16 protein-coding genes and 2 tRNA genes are annotated in these 19,039 nt (G+C 65.8%); 8 read left to right on the forward strand and 10 right to left on the reverse strand.

The features are described 5' to 3' along the window. Positions 1-57: 57 nt before the first annotated feature. Entirely contained in the window at positions 58-1,164 is a 1,107-nt protein-coding gene (locus tag NK214_RS07645; RefSeq protein WP_158274297.1) for an HD-GYP domain-containing protein, read from the forward strand. Between the two features lie 6 nt (positions 1,165-1,170). Here the strand turns inward: NK214_RS07645 and NK214_RS07650 are convergent, their stop codons facing one another. Next, positions 1,171-2,016 carry a dienelactone hydrolase family protein gene (locus NK214_RS07650; RefSeq protein ID WP_107799702.1) on the reverse strand — a complete coding sequence of 282 codons (846 nt, stop codon included), beginning with the start codon at positions 2,014-2,016 and terminating at the stop codon, positions 1,171-1,173. Between the two features lie 167 nt (positions 2,017-2,183). Between NK214_RS07650 and NK214_RS07655 the strand changes: the two genes are divergently transcribed. After that, the gene (locus tag NK214_RS07655; RefSeq protein ID WP_107799701.1) at positions 2,184-3,335 is read left to right on the forward strand and encodes an HD-GYP domain-containing protein; all 1,152 of its coding nucleotides are present in this window, start codon (positions 2,184-2,186) and stop codon (positions 3,333-3,335) included. A gap of 151 nt (positions 3,336-3,486) precedes the next feature. Here the strand turns inward: NK214_RS07655 and NK214_RS07660 are convergent, their stop codons facing one another. The 5 genes from NK214_RS07660 to yjgA are packed head-to-tail and all read right to left on the reverse strand — an operon-like array spanning position 3,487 to position 7,519. Further along, complete coding sequence (locus NK214_RS07660) at positions 3,487-4,056, reverse strand: hypothetical protein (RefSeq protein ID WP_253314148.1); 570 nt, start codon at positions 4,054-4,056, stop codon at positions 3,487-3,489. An 8-nt stretch (positions 4,057-4,064) separates the two neighbouring features. Beyond that, positions 4,065-5,381: an MFS transporter gene (locus NK214_RS07665; RefSeq protein ID WP_253314149.1), complete on the reverse strand. Its 1,317-nt coding sequence runs from the start codon at positions 5,379-5,381 to the stop codon at positions 4,065-4,067. Between the two features lie 57 nt (positions 5,382-5,438). Continuing rightward, complete coding sequence (locus tag NK214_RS07670) at positions 5,439-6,386, reverse strand: YheT family hydrolase (protein WP_107799698.1); 948 nt, start codon at positions 6,384-6,386, stop codon at positions 5,439-5,441. Between the two features lie 3 nt (positions 6,387-6,389). Then, positions 6,390-6,968: a molybdopterin adenylyltransferase gene (mog, locus tag NK214_RS07675; protein WP_235087781.1), complete on the reverse strand. Its 579-nt coding sequence runs from the start codon at positions 6,966-6,968 to the stop codon at positions 6,390-6,392. Continuing rightward, complete coding sequence (gene yjgA, locus NK214_RS07680) at positions 6,968-7,519, reverse strand: ribosome biogenesis factor YjgA (RefSeq protein ID WP_081545106.1); 552 nt, start codon at positions 7,517-7,519, stop codon at positions 6,968-6,970. Before yjgA ends, mog begins: the two co-directional genes overlap by 1 nt. Positions 7,520-7,604: 85 nt before the next feature. Between yjgA and pmbA the strand changes: the two genes are divergently transcribed. From pmbA to NK214_RS07710, 6 genes are all read left to right on the forward strand, one after another. Next, the gene (pmbA, locus tag NK214_RS07685; protein ID WP_107799696.1) at positions 7,605-8,948 is read left to right on the forward strand and encodes a metalloprotease PmbA; all 1,344 of its coding nucleotides are present in this window, start codon (positions 7,605-7,607) and stop codon (positions 8,946-8,948) included. A gap of 15 nt (positions 8,949-8,963) precedes the next feature. Next, the gene (gene alkB, locus NK214_RS07690; RefSeq protein ID WP_253314150.1) at positions 8,964-9,608 is read left to right on the forward strand and encodes a DNA oxidative demethylase AlkB; all 645 of its coding nucleotides are present in this window, start codon (positions 8,964-8,966) and stop codon (positions 9,606-9,608) included. Between the two features lie 3 nt (positions 9,609-9,611). Continuing rightward, complete coding sequence (locus NK214_RS07695; RefSeq protein WP_107799694.1) at positions 9,612-10,529, forward strand: DNA-3-methyladenine glycosylase; 918 nt, start codon at positions 9,612-9,614, stop codon at positions 10,527-10,529. A 131-nt stretch (positions 10,530-10,660) separates the two neighbouring features. Further along, on the forward strand, positions 10,661-11,800 hold the full coding sequence (locus NK214_RS07700; RefSeq protein WP_107799693.1) for a patatin-like phospholipase family protein: 1,140 nt from the start codon (positions 10,661-10,663) through the stop codon (positions 11,798-11,800). 82 nt (positions 11,801-11,882) lie between these two features. Next, positions 11,883-12,374, forward strand: a complete 492-nt coding sequence (locus NK214_RS07705) for a disulfide bond formation protein B (protein ID WP_107799692.1) — start codon at positions 11,883-11,885, stop codon at positions 12,372-12,374. Positions 12,375-12,674: 300 nt separating this feature from the next. Continuing rightward, positions 12,675-15,317: a TonB-dependent siderophore receptor gene (locus NK214_RS07710; protein ID WP_253314151.1), complete on the forward strand. Its 2,643-nt coding sequence runs from the start codon at positions 12,675-12,677 to the stop codon at positions 15,315-15,317. Positions 15,318-15,365: 48 nt separating this feature from the next. Here NK214_RS07710 and NK214_RS07715 read toward each other — a convergent pair whose 3' ends face one another. From NK214_RS07715 to NK214_RS07730, 4 genes are all read right to left on the reverse strand, one after another. Further along, entirely contained in the window at positions 15,366-17,018 is a 1,653-nt protein-coding gene (locus NK214_RS07715; protein ID WP_107799690.1) for a CHASE2 domain-containing protein, read from the reverse strand. Between the two features lie 9 nt (positions 17,019-17,027). Next, on the reverse strand, positions 17,028-18,584 hold the full coding sequence (locus NK214_RS07720) for a FecR domain-containing protein (RefSeq protein ID WP_253314152.1): 1,557 nt from the start codon (positions 18,582-18,584) through the stop codon (positions 17,028-17,030). 188 nt (positions 18,585-18,772) lie between these two features. Continuing rightward, a tRNA-Asp gene (locus NK214_RS07725) sits at positions 18,773-18,849 on the reverse strand. A gap of 11 nt (positions 18,850-18,860) precedes the next feature. Continuing rightward, positions 18,861-18,936 (reverse strand) — tRNA-Val (locus tag NK214_RS07730). Positions 18,937-19,039: the final 103 nt, after the last annotated feature.

Consider the following 19,039-nt stretch of genomic DNA (forward strand, 5'->3'; position numbering starts at 1 on the left):
CGCTTTGCCGCATGCTGCATATACTGGAATGAAGGGCGATTGAAAATGGGAGGGGGCATGGGTAAGCAGGAGCTGACGCTGGAGATTGTGGAGCCGGAGGCGTTTCACGATTTCATGGAGGTGATGAGCGATTACGCGCCGCAGGTGGAGCACTTGGTTTGCCAGCTGGGTTTCGGCGACACCGACGCCGCTCAGATCGATCAGCTGTTTCGCTTGCTGCACAGCATCAAGGGCGACGCCAGCATGTGCCAGGTGCGCTTCGTGGTGCCTTTCGTCCACGCCTTGGAAAGCCTGTTGGAGCGGCTGCGCAGCGGCGAGGTGGTCTACGAGGACTCGATAGGCGATGTGATGCTGTTGGTGATGGACCGCTTGGGTCTGGCGCTGGAGGCGCTGGATAACCACGAACTGCTGGACGATCTGCAGCTGCCTTTGCTGATGCGGGCCTTGAACCAGGTGGCGGAGTGCCCGGTAGGCGAGCTGCTGCAGCGTTGTCAGCAATTGGTGGAGCAGATCACAGGCATTCCCTTGCACGTGATCGAGTCGGATGCGCCGGCGGACGCTGCCGCGCAGCTGAGCCAGGGCGATCTGGCTTTTTTCCGGCTATTGGCGCTGCAGTTCGAGCAGCGTCTGCCACAGTTCCAGGGCCGCACCGAGCGCAATCTGGAATTGGCGCTGGAGGCCAGCCGTCAGGCGCCGGGGATGGTGGACGACAGGCAACTGGAAGCGGCGGTGTATATGCACGATATCGGCATGATGCTGTTGCCGGAGTCGTTCTGGTTGAAAGTGGGGCGGATGAGCGAGGCCGAGCGCCTCCAGATGGCGGAGCATCCGGGTTGGGCGGCGGGCCTCTTGGAGAGGATGCCGGCCTGGGCCGACGCGGCGCGCATGGTGGCCCAGCATCACGAGATGCCGGACGGCCGCGGTTATCCGCAGGGCTTGCGCGGCGACGAAATTTGCAGCGGCGCGCGCATCCTGGCCCTGGTGGACGCGTTCGAGGCGGTGACCTTGAAGCACGCGCATCGGGGCTTGCGGCATTCGATGATGCGCGCCATCGCCGAGATCAACGCCTCGGAGCGTCAGTTCGATCCCTACTGGCTGGCGCGCTTCAATCAGGTGATCCGCATGCGGCTGGCGGCCTGCGCCAGACGGCCGCCGGGAGAGTAGCCGGTGTCAGACGCCGTGTTGTTTGAACCATTGCAGCATGCGCCGCCAGGCGTCGGCGGCGGCGGCGGCGTTGTAAGTCGGGCGGTAGTCGGCGTTGAAGCCGTGGTCGGCCTCCGGGTAGACCACGATTTCGGAGGGCTTGCCGGCGGCGCGCAGCGCGGCCTTCATCTTGTCCACCGATTCCAGCGGAATGCCCTTGTCCAGGCCGCCGTAAAGCCCGAGCACCGGCGCATGCAGCTGGGCGACGACGTCCAGCGGCTGGCGCGGGGTGTTGGCGCCGGCCTCGCCCTGCAGCCGGCCGTACCAGGCGGCGCCGGCCTTGAGCGCCGGATTGTGCGCCGCGTACAGCCACGTCTGGCGTCCGCCCCAGCAAAAGCCGGTGACGGCCGCGCGCTTGACGTCGCCGCCGTGGCCGCCGGCCCAGGCCAGCGTGGCGTCCAGATCGGCCAGCACCTGGCTGTCGGGCACCTTGCTGACCAGGCCGCTGAGCAGTTCGCCGATGCTGGCGACCTTGCTCGGGTCGCCCTGGCGGAAATAGAGCTCCGGCGCCACCGCCAGATAGCCGGCCTTGGCCAGCCGCCGGCACAGATCGCGGATATGCTCGTGCACGCCGAAGATTTCCTGCACCACCAGCACCACCGGCAAGGGCCCGCCGGCCGCGACGGGCTTGGCCATGTAGCCCGGCATGACGGCCGGGCCGGTCGGGATTTCCACCGCGCCGGCGCTGAGGCCGTCGCCGTCGGTGAGAATGGCGCTGGCGGCGATGGGCTGCACCGCCAGCGCGAAGCCCACGCCCACCGCGCTGTTCAAGAAGTCCCTGCGCGAAGCGTCGACGCGTCGATTGCTTGTCATAACGGCATTCTCCAACGAGGCAAGAGGATTGAAGCGACTAGATTAATGTCATCGGCATTGCATGGCAAGCCGGCGCGAGAGCGGGACCGCGGGGGCTTCCTTAGGCCGATGGAATGCGGCATTATTCACAGCCATTGAAGCATGACTTAACGAAACGTAAATAGATTATGCCGGACTCCTCCAAAGTGAAGTTGCCCACCAGCTTCTTGCGCATCGGCCAGCAATTGCCGGTCGACGTATACGCCAAGAACGGCCTGCTGCTGCTGAAAAAAGGCCATTACGTGCTGACGCCGGAGCAGCGCGAGCGGCTGGTGACGCTGGCGCACGGCGACAGCGAGGAGGTGGCGGCGCGCTTGGAGCGCGAACAGCTGGAGCGCGCGGCGCAGCGCGAAAAAGAGGCCGCGGCCCAGGTGCAGCCCAACCCCATCATGGAACTGGGCTTCCAGACCCGCCGCGCCGAGGGCCTGCTCTTGCACGGCTTGGCGGTGCCGGGCCTGGCCGGGCGGCTGGCGGACATGGCGGACGCGTTGATTCGGCTGGCCAGCAAACAGCCGGACGGGGTGCTGGCCAGCGTGTTGCTGACGCCCTATCGCGACATCGGCAGCGCCCACAGCGTGCACGTGGCGGCCATCATGGCGGTGCTGGGCCGGCGGCTGGGCATGGAGGAGGCGCGCTTGCAGGCGGTGGTGGGCGCGGCGCTGAGCATGAATCTGGCGATCACCGGCCTGCTCAATCAATTGTCGCGGCAGCCGACGCCGCCGGACGCCGCGCAGCGCGACGATCTCTACGCCCATCCCATCGTAGGCTCCGCCATTTTGCGCGAGGCCGGGGTGGTGGACGAGCACTGGCATCTTCTGGTGCAGACCCATCAGGAGCAGCGCGGCGGCGACGGTTACCCGCAGGGGCTGCGCGGCGAGGACATCCACCCGGACGCGGCCCTGCTGCACATGGTGGACGTGTTGTGTTCCTGCATCCATCAGCCTCAGCCGGCCTTGCCGGCGCTGGTGATAGGCAGCTTGTACCGCGGCGAGCTGGGCGATTTCGATCCGCAGCACGCGGCCTTGCTGATCAAGGAGCTGGGCGTGTATCCGCCCGGCAGCTTCGTCAAACTGGCCAGCAACGAGATAGGTGTGGTCACCCATCGCAGCGACAAGGCCAATGCGCCGCGCGTGGCGGCCTTGCGCAAGCTGGACGGCGCGCCGTACGCGGACGCGCTGCTGCGCGACACCCGACAGAACGCCTACCGGGTGCTGGAGGCCGTACCGCTCGCGGCGGCGACGGTGAAGCCGGCCTATCTGGCCAAGCTGTGGCAGAAGTGAGCGGGTTCGGGACCGGCTCGCGATCTACCGTGCGCGGACGGGCATAATACGGTGAGTGTGGCTTAAGAAAGGCTCATACATAGTATGAGCCTTTCGCTTTCTCGGCGGCCATGCCGGGTTTTGAGCTGGCTTCAAGGGTTTGAACGGAAGCTCAGAGCCGTGCTTGCCCCAGCGGCCGCAGCTGAACGCCGGACACGTCCTTGATCTTCCAGATGCGGCGGATGTGGGCGAGATCGCGCTCGGACTCATCGCGCAACCGCGCTTCCGGCAAGAAGCTCATGTCCACGTCCACATTGCCCAGATAAACCGTCTCGCCGCGCTTCAGCTCAAACGGCGCGGCCAGGCGGAAGCTGCGCATCTTGCGGCTGACGCCCCAGGCCCCGTCCTCCAGCCAGTTGGCCCAGACTTGCTCCACCCGATACTGGCCCGGCTCCAGCGTGAACAGCATCAGTTTGCCCTCCGCCATGGATGTGCCCTGCTCGCCGAACACGGTGTCGGTCAGCAGGCTGGCGCTGTCGGCCGCCACGACGCGGCCGGCGGCGTTGGCGATGTTCAGCCCCAGCGTCGCACTGTCCGGATTGGCGGATTTGCCGGTCAGCGACAGAATGGCGTAGCCGCGCTCGGCCGGCGGTTCCAGGGAGCCGCGCAGGCGTTCGGCCATGCCGGCGCAAGCGGAGAGCAGAAAAGCGCAGAGAGCGAGGACGAAGATTCGTGTCGGCATGGTTCTTCCTATCGTCCGCCGGAAGCGGCGGCTTGGCTGGAATTGTCCGCTGTTTGCGCTTGCGGCTTCAAGCCCAGCACCAAGAGCGCGCTGAGCAGCAGCGAGCCGCTGAGCCAGAAGTAAGCCAGGGTGTGGCTGCCGGTGGCGGCCTCGATCAAGCCCAGCGCGTAAGGGCCGATGAAGCCGCCGACATTGCCCACGGAGTTGATCAGGCCGATGGCGCCCGCCGCCAGCGTGCCGGTCAGAAACGTGGTGGGGATGGACCACCACACGCCCATCGGGCTGTAGACGCCGATGGCGACGACGGTGACCGAGAGCAGCGCCACGGCGATACTGTCGCTCAAAGCGCCGATCAGGAAGCCGGCGGCGGCGAACATGAGCGGCAGCGCCACATGCCAGCGCTTTTCCCCGCGGCGGGACGAGGAATGGCCCAGCCACAGCATGGCGGCCAGCGCCGCCAGCATGGGCACGGCGGAGGCGAGGCCGATGGCCAGCGGCGACCAGCCGGAGGCGTTCTTGATCACCGTGGGCATCCAGAAACTAAAGCCCCAGAAACCGGTAATCCATAGAAAATAGATCAGGCACAGCCGCAACACCGCCGGCTGCGCCAGCGCCTGGCGCAGCGTGGCCGGCTGTTGTTCACGCGTGGCGGCCGCTTCCGCCTTCAGCGTATCGATCAGATAGCGCTTTTCCTCCGCGCTCAGCCAGGCGGCCTGGGCCGGATCGTCCCGCAGCCACAGCAGTATGGCGAAGCCGTAAAGCACGGTGACGCCGCCTTCCAGCAGGAACAGGCTTTGCCAGCCCTTGAGGCCGAAGGGCTGCAGGCCCACCATCCAGCCGGCCAGCGGCGCGCCGACGATGGCGGAGACCAGCAGCGAACACAGAGTGATGGAAATGGCGCGGGCGCGGGTGTCCGCGACGAACCAGCGCGGGATCACCGAGGCGTAGATCACCGGGTAGAAGCTGGCCTCGCACACGCCCAGCAAGAAGCGCAGGACATAGAACTGCCACTCGTTCTGCACCAGGCCCAGCAGCATGCTGACCGCGCCCCAGGAGAACAGGATGCGGGCGATCCAGCGGCTGGGGCTCCAACGCTCGGCCAGGATGGCGCCGGGCACTTCGAACAGGACGTAGCCGGCGAAGAAGATGCCGGCGGCCAGGCCGTAGACCTTGGCGTTGAAGCCGAGGTCGGCGTTCATGGTCAGGGCGGCGTAACTGACGTTGACCCGGTCAAGAAAGGCCAGAACCGAGGCGATGAACAGCGGAGCGAGAATGCGCAGATAAGTTTTGCGCAGGACGGAGGTCTTGACGGTGTCGGAAGCCATGCGGCGCTTTCGCTTGAGGGTGGGATGCCGTCAAGATGCGCAGAAAGCGCCGCGCAGTCAATCCAGATGCGGTTCGAAGAATTCCAGCAAGCGTGACGGCAGCCAGTCCAGCGTGCCGGGGAAGGCGCCGGAGGCGAAGCCTACGTGGCCGCCGTGGCGGGGGAACTCCAAGGTGACGCTGGCGGCCACGTCGGTCTGGCGCGGCAGCGCCTGTTCCGGCAGGAAGGGGTCGTTGCGCGCGTTCAGCACCAGGGTGGGGCGGGCGATCTGGCCCAGCCGCGGTTTGGCGCTGGCGCTGCGCCAGTAATTGAGCGCGGTGCCGAAGCCGTGGATGGGCGCGGTGACCAGGTCGTCGAACTCGATGAAGGTGCGCGCGCGGCTGAGCTTGCCGCCGTCGAACAGGCCGGGATGGCGCTGCAGCGATTCCAAGGCCTTGGGTTTGAGCGTGCCCATGAACATGCGGGTGTACAGCAGTTTGCCCAGGCCGCGGTCCAGCCGGGTGCTGGCCGCCACCAGGTCCAGCGGCGCGGACACCGCCGCCGCCGCGCGCGGCAGCGCCTGCGCGCCTTCGTCCGCCAGATAGTTGAGCAGCATGCTGCCGCCCAGGGACACCGCGGCGGCGGCCAAAACGGGGAAGCGTTGCGCCAGCCGGCTCAGAATCCAGCGCACCTCGGCACCGTCGCCGGCGTGATAGGCGCGCGGCAAGGGATTGTCCACGCCGCCGCAGCCGCGAAAATGCGGCACCACGCCGTTCCAACCGCGCCGCTGCACCGCTTGCATCAGCGCGCGCGCGTAGTGGCTGTCGCTGCTGCCTTCCAGGCCGTGAAACAGCACCACCAGCGGCGCGCCGGGCCGTCCGGGCACGAAGTCCAGCGCGATGCGCGCGCCGTCCGGCGTGTCCCACAGTTCGCGGCGGTAGTCGGGGCGGCGGGTCTTGATCGCCAGCGCCGGCCAGATGGTTTGGGCGTGGCCGCCGCGCAGCCAGGCGGGAGACTGGTAAGCCATGGCTCAGTCCGGCTTTTTCTGCGCCGATTTGGGGCGGAAGGCCTTGACCACCGTCTCATGGGTTTCGATATAGGGGCCGTCCAGCAAGTCTATGCAATAGGGCACGGCGGCGAAAATGCCGGGCACTTCCACCTGGCCGTCGGCGCCGCGCAGGCCTTCCAGCGTTTCCTTGATCGCCTTGGGCTGGCCGGGCAGGTTGAGGATCAGCGCCTGCTTGCGGATCGCGCCCACCTGGCGGGACAGGATGGCGGTGGGCACGAAGCGCAGGCTGATCTGGCGCATCTGCTCGCCGAAGCCGGGCATTTCGCGGTCCGCCACCGCCAGCGTGGCTTCCGGCGTGACGTCGCGCGCCGCCGGGCCGGTGCCGCCGGTGGTCAGCACCAGCTGGCAGCCTTCCTCGTCCACCAGCGCCTTGAGCGCGGCTTCGATTTGCGGCTGCTCGTCCGGGATCAGCCGGGAGACGATGGCGAAGGGGCTGGCCAGCGCGGCGGCCAGCCAGTCCCGCAGCGCCGGGATGCCCTTGTCCTCGTACACGCCGCTGCTGGCGCGGTCGGAGATCGAGACCAGACCTACTTTCAGCATCACTCGTCGTCCTCTTGGTCCTGCTGGTGCAGGCGCGGCTTGCCCGGTTCGGGGATCACGTCCTTGACGGCCTGATAGAGCAGGCGGAAGGACTTGGGCGGTTTGTTGTCCTGTTTTTCCTTGCGCGCGTTGCGGATCAGCGTGCGCAGCTGTTGCGGATCGGCGGCCGGGAAGTCGGTGACGAAGTTGGCCAGCATCTTGTCGTCTTCCATCAGCCGTTCGCGCCAGCGCTCCAGCAGGTGCTGCCAGGCGATGTGCTCGGACGATTCGCCCTTGAGAATTTGCAGGTATTGCTGGATCGGTTCCGGGTCCACGTCGCGCATCAGCTTGCCGATGTATTGCAGCTGGCGGCGAAGCGCGCCGTGCGCGGTAAAGCGTTTATAGTCCAGAATAGCGGTGAGCAAGTCTTCCGGCAGCTGCATTTTTTTCAGCGTGTCCTTGGACAGCTCCACCAGTTCGCGGCCCAGGTCCTGCAGCGCATCCATATCGCGCTTGCGCTGGGATTTGCTGACGTAGCCGTCGTCCGGGCTGTCGTTCTGGTAATGGGTCATCGTTGGCAATTCTCAATCGGTTTTCTCAAGGCTGGTATGATACCGGAAAAGGCCTCCGGCCGTTTCGACCATTGCGAAAGACACTATGGCAGACAAAACATTCAGTTTCAGCCAAGCCGCGCTGGAGGACATCGCCTCCCGCGTGATCGAACTGGCCAAGGCCGAGGGCGCCAGCGCCGCCGAGGCCGACGTTTCCGAAGGCCTGGGCCAGACGGTGAGCGTGCGCCTGTCCGAGGTGGAAACCATCGAGTACAACCAGGACAAGGGCGTGGGTGTGACCGTCTACCTGGGGCAGAAGAAGGGCCATGCCAGCACCTCCGATTTTTCCGAAGAGGCTTTGGCGGACACCGTGCGCGCGGCGCGGGACATCGCGCGCTACACCGCCGAGGACCCTTGCGCCGGCCTGGCCGATTCCCAATTGATGGCCACCGAGTTTCCCGATCTCAGCTTGTACCACCCGTGGGCGCTGCCGGTGGAGGAAGCCATCGAGCTGGCCAAAGCCTGCGAGGCCGCCGCGTTGGCGGCCGATCCGCGCATCCGCAATTCCGAGGGCGGCACCGCGTCCTCGCAGTCCAGCCATTTCGCCTACGCCAACAGCCACGGCTTCATCGGCGGCTACGCCAGCAGCCGCCACAGCATTTCCGCGGCGGTGGTGGCCGAGGACGGCGGCGCGATGCAGCGCGATTACTGGTATTCGTCGGCGCGGCGGCGCGAGGACTTGGACGCGCCGGAGGCCATCGGCGCCAAGGCCGGCCAGCGCGCGGCGCGGCGGCTGGGCGCGCGCAAGGTGAAGACCGGCCAGTATCCGGTGGTGTTCGAAGCGCCGATCGCCGCCTCGCTGCTCAGCCATCTGGTGGCCGCCATCAGCGGCGGCAGCCTGTACCGCAAATCGTCCTTCCTGCTGGATTCTCTGGGCAAGCCGGTGATGTCGGCCAACATCACCGTGGACGAAGATCCCTTCTTGCTGCGCGGCATGGCCAGCGGCGCCTTCGACAACGAGGGCGTGGCCACGGTGGCGCGCCGTCTGGTGGACAAGGGCGTGCTGCAGGGTTATATGCTGGGCAGCTATTCGGCGCGCAAGCTGGGCATGCAGACCACCGGCAACGCCGGCGGTGCGCATAATCTGGTCGTGCATTCCACCGGCGAAAGCCTGGAGGAGTTGCTGCAGGCCATGGGCACCGGCCTGCTGGTGACCGAGCTGCTGGGCCAGGGCGTCAACACCGTCACCGGCGATTACTCGCGCGGCGCGGCCGGCTTCTGGGTGGAGCGCGGCGTGATCGTGCACCCGGTGGAGGAAATCACCATCGCCGGCAATCTGCGCGAGATGTTCATGCAGATCGACGCGGTGGGCAACGACGTGCTGGAGCGCGGCGGCCGACAGATGGGCTCGGTGCTGTTGCGCAGCATGATGGTGGCCGGCGAAGCTTGAGGCCTGAGGCCGGCGATGGCGGATCTGTTCGCGCCGGAAGAGGGCGGCTGGCTGGAGCGCCTGTCGCTCGGCGCCGCCTTATTGCACCGCCGCGCCAGCGATATCGACGCGGCGCTGCTGGCGGAAGTGGAAGCCGTGCTGCGGCAAGCGCCGCCGCGCGGCATGCAGACGCCGGGAGGGCGGGCGATGTCGGTGGCCACTTCCAGCTGCGGCGCTTGCGGCTGGGTATCCGACGCGCGCGGCTACCGCTACGCCGAGCGCGATCCGGACAGCGGCCAGCCGTGGCCGGCGATGCCGGCCTTGTTGCGCGTCTTGGCCGAACAGGCCGCCGCCGAGGCCGGCTTCCCGGATTTCGCGCCGGATGCCTGCCTGATCAACTGCTATGCGCCGGGCGCCAAGATGTCCTTGCACCAGGACAAGGACGAGCGCGATTTCGGCGCGCCCATCGTATCCGTGTCGCTGGGTCTGCCGGCGATCTTCCTGTTCGGCGGTCTTAGCCGCGCCGAGCGTCCCGGCCGCATCGAGTTGCGCCACGGCGACGTGCTGGTGTGGGGCGGGCCGGACCGCATGCGTTTCCACGGGGTGCTGCCGGTGGCGGAGGGTGAACATCCTTTGCTGGGGCGCCGCCGCATCAATCTGACTTTTCGCAAGGCGCGCTGATCCATGGCTGAACCGGCCGATTTTGTTTCGCTGTCTTTATCCCTGTCTTTGCCCGCGGATTTTCGCCGGGACGACTTCATGGCCTTCCACCGCCGCGACGCTCAGGAGCTGTCCGAGCGGGTGACGGCGCTGAGCCTGAGCAAGGGCTTGCTGTGGCGCGGCGAGCCGGCCTGTCTGAGCATGACGTTCGCCGCGGACGCGGTGCGGGTGGGGCTGGACGCGGACGTTTCGCCGCAGGCCGGCGACGCGGCGGCCTTGACCGCCATGGCGCGCCGCATGCTGGGCTTGGCGCAGCCGGTGGCGGATTTCGAGCGCGCGCATCGCGGCCATCCGCAGCTGGCCGGCCTGATCGCCGCGCGTCCCGGCTTGCGCGTGCCGCAGACCACCACGCCGTTCGAGGCGCTGGTCTGGGCCGTCACCGGTCAGCAGATCAGCGTCCACGCCGCCATCTCGCTGCGGCGTCGGCTGATGCAGTTGGTCGGCAAGCGCCACAGCGGCGGTCTGCTGTGCCATCCGTCGCCGGAGCAATTGGCGGAGCTGGAGGCGGACCAACTGGGCCAGGCCGGCTTCTCCCGCGCCAAGACCCGGACCTTGCTGGAACTGAGCCGGCAGACGGCCGACGGCGGCTTGCCCTTGCAGGGCTGGCTGGACGGCGGCGCGCCGGAGGAGATCGCCGCGCGCTTGCTGGCCTTGCCCGGCATCGGCCCGTGGACGGTCAGCTACGCGCTGTTGCGCGGCTATGGCTGGCTGGACGGCTCCTTGCACGGGGACGTGGCGGTTCGGCGCGGCCTGCAGCGCTTGCTGGAGCGGGCCGAGGCGGTGTCGCCGCGCGAAACCGAGCAATGGCTGCAAGGCTTCGCGCCGTGGCGCGCGCTGGTGGGCGCGCATTTATGGGCCATGCAGACGGCGGCTGCTTATTGAGCCTGTACGACCGATTTCCTCCGCGCGAAGTTGGTGCTGGCCGCGGCGTTTGACTATGCCTAAATAGAACAAGAAGCCGTGCGGCGTCGGGCATGCCGATCCGCCGCCAATATAGCCACGCGAGGTGCGGGATGGGGAGGCAATCCGATATCGGGCTGGTCTTGTCGGGCGGCGGCGCGCGCGCGGCTTACCAGGTGGGGGTGTTGCTGGGAATTGCCCGGCTGCTGCCGGACGCGCGCGTCAATCCCTTTCCCATTATTTGCGGCACGTCCGCCGGGGCGATCAATGCGGTGGCGCTGGCCTCCGGCGCCGGTAATTTCCATCTGGCGGTGTCCACGCTGGCGCAGATGTGGAAGCAATTGCACATCCAGGATGTCTACGACGCCAGTTCCGGCTATTTTCTGAAGACTTTTCTGCATTTCGGCCTGTCCATCCTGTCCGGCGGCCGTCTGTGGCGCAATCCCAAGAGCTTTCTGGACAACGCCCCGCTGCGCGAGCTGCTGACCAAGGTGATGGTGTTCGAGGGCATAGACCATTCCGTGCGTCACGGCGCGCTCAAGGCGCTGGCGCTGACGGCTTCTTGCTACACCACCGGGATGTCGGTCACTTTTTTCCAGGGCGCGGACAGCCTGGAGGAGTGGGAGCGCTATCAGCGGCTGGGGCTGCGCGAACGCATCAATATCGAACACATGATGGCCACCTCGGCCATTCCGCTGATTTTCCCCTCGGTCTGCCTGGGCGAGAAGTTTTACTGCGACGGCGCGGTGCGGCAGCTGTCCCCCTTGTCGCCGGCCTTGCACCTGGGCGCGGAAAAGCTGTTTGTCGTCGGCCTGGCCAGCAAGCGGCCGGACACCATAGAACGCCGCCACAGCGGTTTCTATCCGTCGCCGGCGCAGATTTTCGGCCATCTGCTCAATAGCGTGTTCATAGACAGCATGTCGGTGGACATGGAACGGCTGACCCGGGTCAATCACACCGTGTCGCTGCTGCAAAGCCATGAGGATCTGGCGCGGCAGACCCAGTTGCGCAAGGTGGACATCTTCATGCTCAACCCCAGCAAATCGCTGGAGGGCATCGCCTACAAGCACACCCGGCTGTTTCCGCCCTTGCTGCGCTTCCTGCTGAAGGGCACCGGCGCCACCCGTCACCGCGGCACCGCCCTGGCCACTTATCTATTGTTCGAGCCGGGCTACACTCGCGAGCTGATCACGCTGGGCTATAAGGACGCCTTGCATCAGAAAGAGGCGATACGCCGCTTTCTGGAACTTTAAGCCGCGGGGCGGTTCTGACTCCTCCATGTTGTATGGCACAATCATGCGCCATGACGTAATACCGCCAAACATTGAGGAAGATATGGGCTTGAGCAACCGACAAGGTTTTCTGCTGATCGCCGCCGCCTGCGCCGGCGCGATGGGTTTTGCATTGTTCGCGCAATACCAGCTGGGCCTGGAGCCGTGCCCGCTGTGCATTTTCCAGCGCATCGGCGTGATCGCCGCGGGCGTGATCGCCTTGCTGGCGGCGCTGGTCAATCCAGGCCGTTGCGGCGCCAGGGCCTGGGGCGGTTTGACGATTCTGGCCGCCTTGGCGGGCCTGTCGGTGTCGCTGCGCCAATTGTGGCTGCAACATCTGCCGGCGGACCAGGTTCCGGCCTGCGGTCCCGGCCTGGAGTTCCTGATGGAGTCCTCGCCGTTGACGGAGGTGATTTCCAAGGTGTTCAAAGGCAGCGGCGAGTGCGCCACCGTGGAGTGGACCTTCCTGGGGATGGCGATGCCGTTCTGGGTGGCGGTCTTCTTCGTCGGCGTGATCGGCTTCGCCGGCTGGTTGATGGCGCGCAAGTCCGCCTGACGCCGGATTGCCGCGCAGCGAAGGCCGCCTTGGGCGGCCTTTTTCTTTGGGTCATGATCTTATTGCATGCTTAAGATGTAAATAATAATGACGGCATCGGAAACCGCGCGGCGGGCAGGCGCGCCTGTGCTTTTATCGCCACAGCTGAAATTTATTTAAGATGTTGATTTTAAATGGATGTGTGGTTTTCCGGCCTTGGGGAGGGGGCCGGCGACTACCGCCAATCTCTTTGTAGCGCCCGCTGCGGCAGCTTAGGGGCGCGCGCCGCGACCGGCGAGCGCACTACAAGGGGGTAAGGAGATGAAACGCAGCTATCTGGCGGTTGCCGCGGCGGGCATGGGCTTGGGCATGGGCGCTTGGGCGGAGGAGGCCGTCCCGCTGGAGCGGGTGACGGTGACCGGCTCCAATATCAAGCGCATCGGCAAGGAAAAGGCTTTGGCGGTGGAGGTGATCAAGAAAGAGGATATCGACAAGACCGGCGCGTCCACCGTGATCCAGTTGCTGGACCGGCTGCCGTCGGTGGGCAGCCTGCTGGCCGGCACCAACTCCAACAGCTTTGCCGCCGGCGCAGCCACCGCCGGCCTGCGCGGCATGAGCTCCAAGTACGTGCTGGTCTTGCTGAACGGCCGTCGCTTGCCCAATTACGCGATGTTCATCAGCGGCACCGACGCCTTTGTCGATCTGAACACCTTGCCGCTGTCGGTGATTGAATCGGTGGAGATTCTGCGGGACGGCGCATCGGCCATTTACGGCTCCGACGCGGTGGCCGGCGTGATCAACTTCAAGACCCGGCGCAACTTCCGGGGCGCCGAGGCGGCGCTGCGCGGCGGCGGCAATCTGGATGGAGACGGCATCGAGCAGGGGCTGAATCTGAGCGGCGGCTTCGGGGATCTGGAACAGGACGGCCAGAACCTGCTGCTGTCTTTCGACGTTTACCACCGCGAGCCGGTGTTCAGCCGCAACCACGACGCCACTCGCAGCAACGATTACCGTTTTCAGGGCGGGCCGGATCTGCGCAGCGGCGCGCAATGGGGCTATTGGAACGACCGCACGCCCAACGCCGACAGAAGCAACGCGCTGGCCAAGCCCTTGCCCGGCTGCCCGCCGTGGCGGCTGACCACCCGGCCCAGCGGAGCCGCGCTGTGCGTGTCCGACGTGGATGAGATGGGCGCTCAGTTGGCGCCGCGCACCAGTCGTTACGGCTTGATGGCCCATTACACCCGGCGTTTGAGCGGCGACGCGGAGTTCTTCGCTGAGCTGGGGCTGAACCGCACCGAGACGCCGCTGGACGGCGCTTATTCCTTTGTGCAGACCATTGTGTCGCCCAATTGGGCGATTTATCCGCGGGACGGCGGCCTGGCGTCGGTGTATCCGGACTTCAAACCCACCGACAATCTGCAAATCACCCGCAATCTGTCGGAGAACGGCCGGCGGCTCAACGAGATCACCAGCGACACGTATCGCGCGGTGCTGGGCGGGCGCGCCTTGTGGCGCGACTGGGATCTGGAGAGCTCGCTGAACCTGGGTTTGAACAAAGTGGAGGCGAGGCAGAACAATGTGGTGTTGAACGACGCTTTCCTCGCCATGTTGCGGAACGGCGCCGACGGCGGGCCGCTCTATAACCCGTTTTCGCAGCAGAACGACGCCGTCGCGCTGCGGCCGTATCTGGCCACCATCGCCAACACGTCCTCGTCGCGTTTGTCGGCGTTTGAATTCAAGGCCAGCAATGATGAGTGGTTCAGGCTGCCGGCCGGCCCCGCCGGCTTCGCCGCCGGTCTGCAGTGGTCGCATGAATCGATAGACGCGCAGCCGGACCCGCTGCTGCAAACCGGCAAGATCATGAATTTCGCCGTCCAGCAAAGTCTGCGGGCCAGCCGCTCGGTGCTGTCCGCTTTCAGCGAAGTCAATTTGCCGGTGTTGAAGAATCTGGAGGTCCAGCTGGCGGTGCGCGCCGACCGCTACAACGATTTCGGCGACACCTTCAACCCCAAGCTGGCTTTTTCCTTCCGCCCCTGGGAGCCGGCGATGCTGCGCGGCTCCGTCACCACCGGTTTCAAGGCGCCGACGCTGCCTCAGCTGTACGCGTCGCGCCAGGCCTACACTTCGGTGTACGACTACGCGCAGTGCGCCGACCGCGGCATCGCCCGCGAACGCTGCGGCCTGGCCAGCAATCAGCTGCGCAGCGGCGGCAACCCGGGGCTGAATCCGGAGGAGTCGCGGAACTACGCGCTGGGCCTGGTGCTGCAGCCGACTCCGGCGCTGTCGGCCACCGTGGACTGGTACCGGATCGAGGTGTCCAACACCGTGCAGTCGCTGGACCCGCAATACGTGCTGGACAATCCGGACCGTTTTCCCGGCTTCGTGGTGCGCAAGCCCGCCGATCTTCCCGGCGTAAGGGGGGATATCGACTACATTTCCGCGCCGTACATGAATATCGGCAAGACCCGGACTTCCGGCGTCGACATCGATGTGCAGTACGACTGGTCGCTGGGCGCTTACGGCAAGCTCAAGTTCCGCAACGCGCAAAGCCGCATCTTCAGCTACCGGGAATCGCAGACCGAGACCGATCCGATGCTGGAGTACGCCGACTACGGCGCGCAGCCGCGCTGGAAAAACGTCTTTGAAGTGAGTTACAGCCGTGGCGGCTATTCTGTGGGGCTGACGGCGCGCAGTTACGCGTCTTTCAAGAACCTGTACTCCCAGCTGTACCGCAATGCCGGGGACGTGAAGGAGAGGGTGGGATCCTACACCGCGCTGGATCTCAGTGTCGGCCTGAAGCCGAGCAAGGGCTTCAGCGTCAGCGGCGGCATCCGCAATCTGGGCAACCGGATGCCCAGCTACGCCACCGGGGCCGGCTTCAGCGGCGGGGCGGCCGCTTATTCCGGTCCCGCCACCGACTTATGGGGAAGGATGTTGTACCTGTCCGGCCGTTACGCGTTCTAGGAAGGCGGGTAGGCCCAGGCATTGCGAGGCGAGGCCGTCGGAGCGGGATCAGCGCTGGTGTTGAGGCGTCAAGGTGGCGGGGGCGGGGCTGACCGCGTTGCGGCCGGAGCGCTTGGCGATGTAGAGCGCGCTGTCGGCGTCTTCGTAGAAGGTGCGGCCGTTGTCGTCCGTTTCCGGCACCCTGGCGGCGACGCCTATGCTGCAGGTGACTTTGCGCAAGGGGCTCTTCAAATGCGCCAGCTCCAGTTCTTCCAGCCGGGCGCGGAAGCCTTCCGCCGCGGCCACCGCCTGGTCCTGCCCGCATTCTTCCAGCAGCACGCCGAACTCTTCGCCGCCCAGCCGCGCCACGATGTGGCGACGGGGGCTGAAGTAGGCGTTCAGCTCTTGCGCCAGCCTTTGCAGGATCAGATCGCCGGCGTAATGGCCGTAGTGGTCGTTGTAGCCTTTGAAGTTGTCCACGTCCAGGATCAGCAGCGCCAGCGTCTTGCCGGCGGCGCGGTGCTTGTCCAGCGTCGGCGCCAGGATTTCGTCGAAGTGCCGGCGGTTGTAAAGCCCGGTGAGGCCGTCGGTATTGGCCTGCAGCAAAAGCTTGGATTGCCGCGACACGAAGCGGACGCTGCCGGCCAGCCACAGCAGGATGGCGGTGGTGACGCCGCTCCAGAACACCGAGGCTAGCGTCAGCAGCAGGACGCTGAGCACCAGCACGCCACAGGAGGCCAGCAGATAGGCCGGCAGAATGCCCTGGCGGTGCTTGTAGCGGCTGAGCAGCAGGTCCAGCAGCAAGATGGCCAGCGCGTTGATGACGGCTTTCCATCCCAGCGGCAGCGGCACCGGCGTGTTGTCCTGTTGCAGCCCATGAAGCAGGAAGGCGTTGATTTCCACGCCGGGCATGCCGCGGTTGTTGGCCGACAGCGGCGTGGCGTGGATATCGCCCAGGCCGGTGGCGGTGGCGCCCACCAGCACGATCTTGCCGGCGAAGAAGGCGGGAGGCAGTTGATTGAGCGCGTCGATATAGGACACTTGCTGGAACGGCGGCGGGCCGGACAGATAGGGCACCATCACCGGGTCTTCGCGCAGCCAGCTGCCCGGCTTGCCGTGCGGCATCGCCATTTTCTGCTGCTCGGACTGGCGCTGGCCATTGGCCAGATCCAGCACCGCCTGCGCGAAATTGGGGTGGTGGGGCGAGCCCAGGCCCGCTTTCAGATAGACGCGGCGGATCACGCCGTCGCTGTCCAATTCGTAGTCGGTGTGCCCCAGGCCGGCGCTGGCGGCGGCGATGGCGGGCAGGGGCCGGGTCTCGGTCAGGCGGTTGTCCTGCATTTCCGGAAACACCGGGCTAATGACTTTGCCGTTGCGGCGGATGGCGTCCGCCAGCGCCTGATCCGACTCCGGCATATTGTGCGAGGGCTCGGCCAACACGATGTCCAGGCCCACGGCCTTGGCCTGCGCCAGCTTGTCCACCAGCTGGGCGTGGAATTCGCGCGGCCAGGGCCAGCGGCCCAGCTCCGACAGGCTGCGCTCGTCCACCGCGACGACGACGATGTCGCTGGTCTGGTTATGGTTGGACTTGATCCGGATCAGCCCGTCGTACAGCCAGAAGTCCAGCCGCAGCAACAGGCCGGAGAGGGTCAGCAGAGCCGCCAGCAAGGCCAGCAAAAAAGGCAACAAGCGCAGAATCTTGTCGCGATAGTAAGTTAGCATGTTGCCATTCTAGGGAAGTTTTCCGGGAAGAGTGAGCATTTCTTGCTCTTCCGTCGCCAAGTAGCCGTGTTCTCCCTCGATCTTGACGCTTGCCTTGTATTGCCCGGCCGGCAAGGCTTCCAGCGCCTTCAGCTCCCATTGCGGCTTATCGCTGCTCAGCGAGAACGGCTGCGCGTTGGCGGCCTGGGCCGCGGTCAGCGTCAGGGTGTAGCGCGCGCGGGCGACGGGATAGGGGCGGGCCGCCAGCACCGGGGTGGTTTTGTCCAGGCGGCTGAGCCAGCCCTTGGTCTCCACTTTTTGCGCGGCGGAGAAAGGGCCCGGCCGGCCTTGCGCGTCCAGCCGCGCCAGCCTCCAGTACCAGATGCCGGATTCCGGCAACTCGGTTTTGAACTCGGCCTCGGCCACGCTCTGTTCCAGCAGCGGCTGGGCGAAATCCGGCTGACGCGAAATCTGCAGCCGCAGCGGGCGTTCCGCGCTGGCGTCCACCCGCAAGGTCAGGGATTTGCCGCGCAGCTGGACGCCGTCCGCATGGGTGAACAACAGCGGCGGCAGCGGGTAGGCTTGCAGCTTGAAGCTGCGCGTGCTGTCGTAGCCTTCCAGGCCGGAGCGGTTCTTGGCGCGGACGTGCAGCACGTAGTCGCCATTGCCCGGCAGGCGCGGATAGTAACGCGGCGCCTGCAACTGGCGCTCGGCCAGGCGCTTCTTGCCGCTCAAGGTCACGCGGTAGGAGGCGGCGCGTTCGTCGCGCTGCCACTCCAGCGGCGGCGGGTTGAACTGGCTATTGTCCGCCACGGTGGACAGGTCCGGCGGCGGCGGCAGTTCTTCCGGCTTGCTTGGCCCGCTTTTACGGCTGGACAAGGTGCCGAAACCGGCGGGCACGTCCACCTTGCTGCGACGGCCCTTGACCTCCACGCTGCCTTTGAGCACTTCCGCCAAGGTGTCTTCGCCGCCGGCGGCGTTGACGCGGAATTCCGTGCCGCGCACGGTGGTGACCGCCGACGGGGTGCGGATCTCGTAGCGGCTGGGCATCAGGATGTTGGGAATCACCGAATTGCCGGTGCTGCCGTTGTTCAGCTTGATCTGGGACTGGATCGCCCCGGTGCTGGGGTAATAGACCTGGGTTTGCAGGCTCAGATCGGTATTGGCGTTGATCACCAGCGAGGAGCCGTCGACGAAGCGCAATTTGATCATGGCGTCGTTGCCGGTCGTGAAGCGGGTGCCTTTGGGGTATTTCTTGCCCACCGCCAGATCCAGCGGCTTGCCCTTGGCGTCGGCCGCGGCGGATTCGCCGGCCATGTCCTCCAGGGTGGCGTCGGATTGCGCCTGCCGGATCCAGGGGTAGGGGACCCGCAGGATGCTGCCGGGGATCAGCCGATAGGGGTTGGCGATGCGATTTCTGGCTTGCAGCTTCGGCACATAAGCGGGAGACGACAGATGCTCGGCCGCCAGCGACCACAGATTGTCGCCGTTTTTGACCGTATATTCCCAGATGGCCTTGTCGGCGGGATCGCCCGCCAGGGCCAGTGTGCTGGCGAAGCAGCCAGCCGCCAGGATTAAATTGCGCATAGTTGAATCTCTTTATATGGAATGCAGAAAGTCAACCAAAAGTATCACCGCAGCCCAGACGCATTGCAAGCTGATAAGCAATAGAATGGTAGTTGTTTGTCCTAAGTTGGGCGATATGCGAATGCTTGCTTGAAATATGCGACGCAAAATGCAAAAAAGCAGCCTAAAGGCTGCTTTTTTGCAATGCTTGGCGGAGTGGACGGGACTCGAACCCGCGACCCCCGGCGTGACAGGCCGGTATTCTAACCAACTGAACTACCACTCCAACCGAAACTTTGGTGGGCGTTGACGGAGTCGAACCGCCGACATTCTGCTTGTAAGGCAGACGCTCTACCAACTGAGCTAAACGCCCGAATCCGGGTACTGCTTTCAATACTGTTGGCGGAGTGGACGGGACTCGAACCCGCGACCCCCGGCGTGACAGGCCGGTATTCTAACCAACTGAACTACCACTC

It is taken from the genome of Chromobacterium sp. S0633 (assembly GCF_024158805.1).
Lineage (GTDB): Bacteria > Pseudomonadota > Gammaproteobacteria > Burkholderiales > Chromobacteriaceae > Chromobacterium.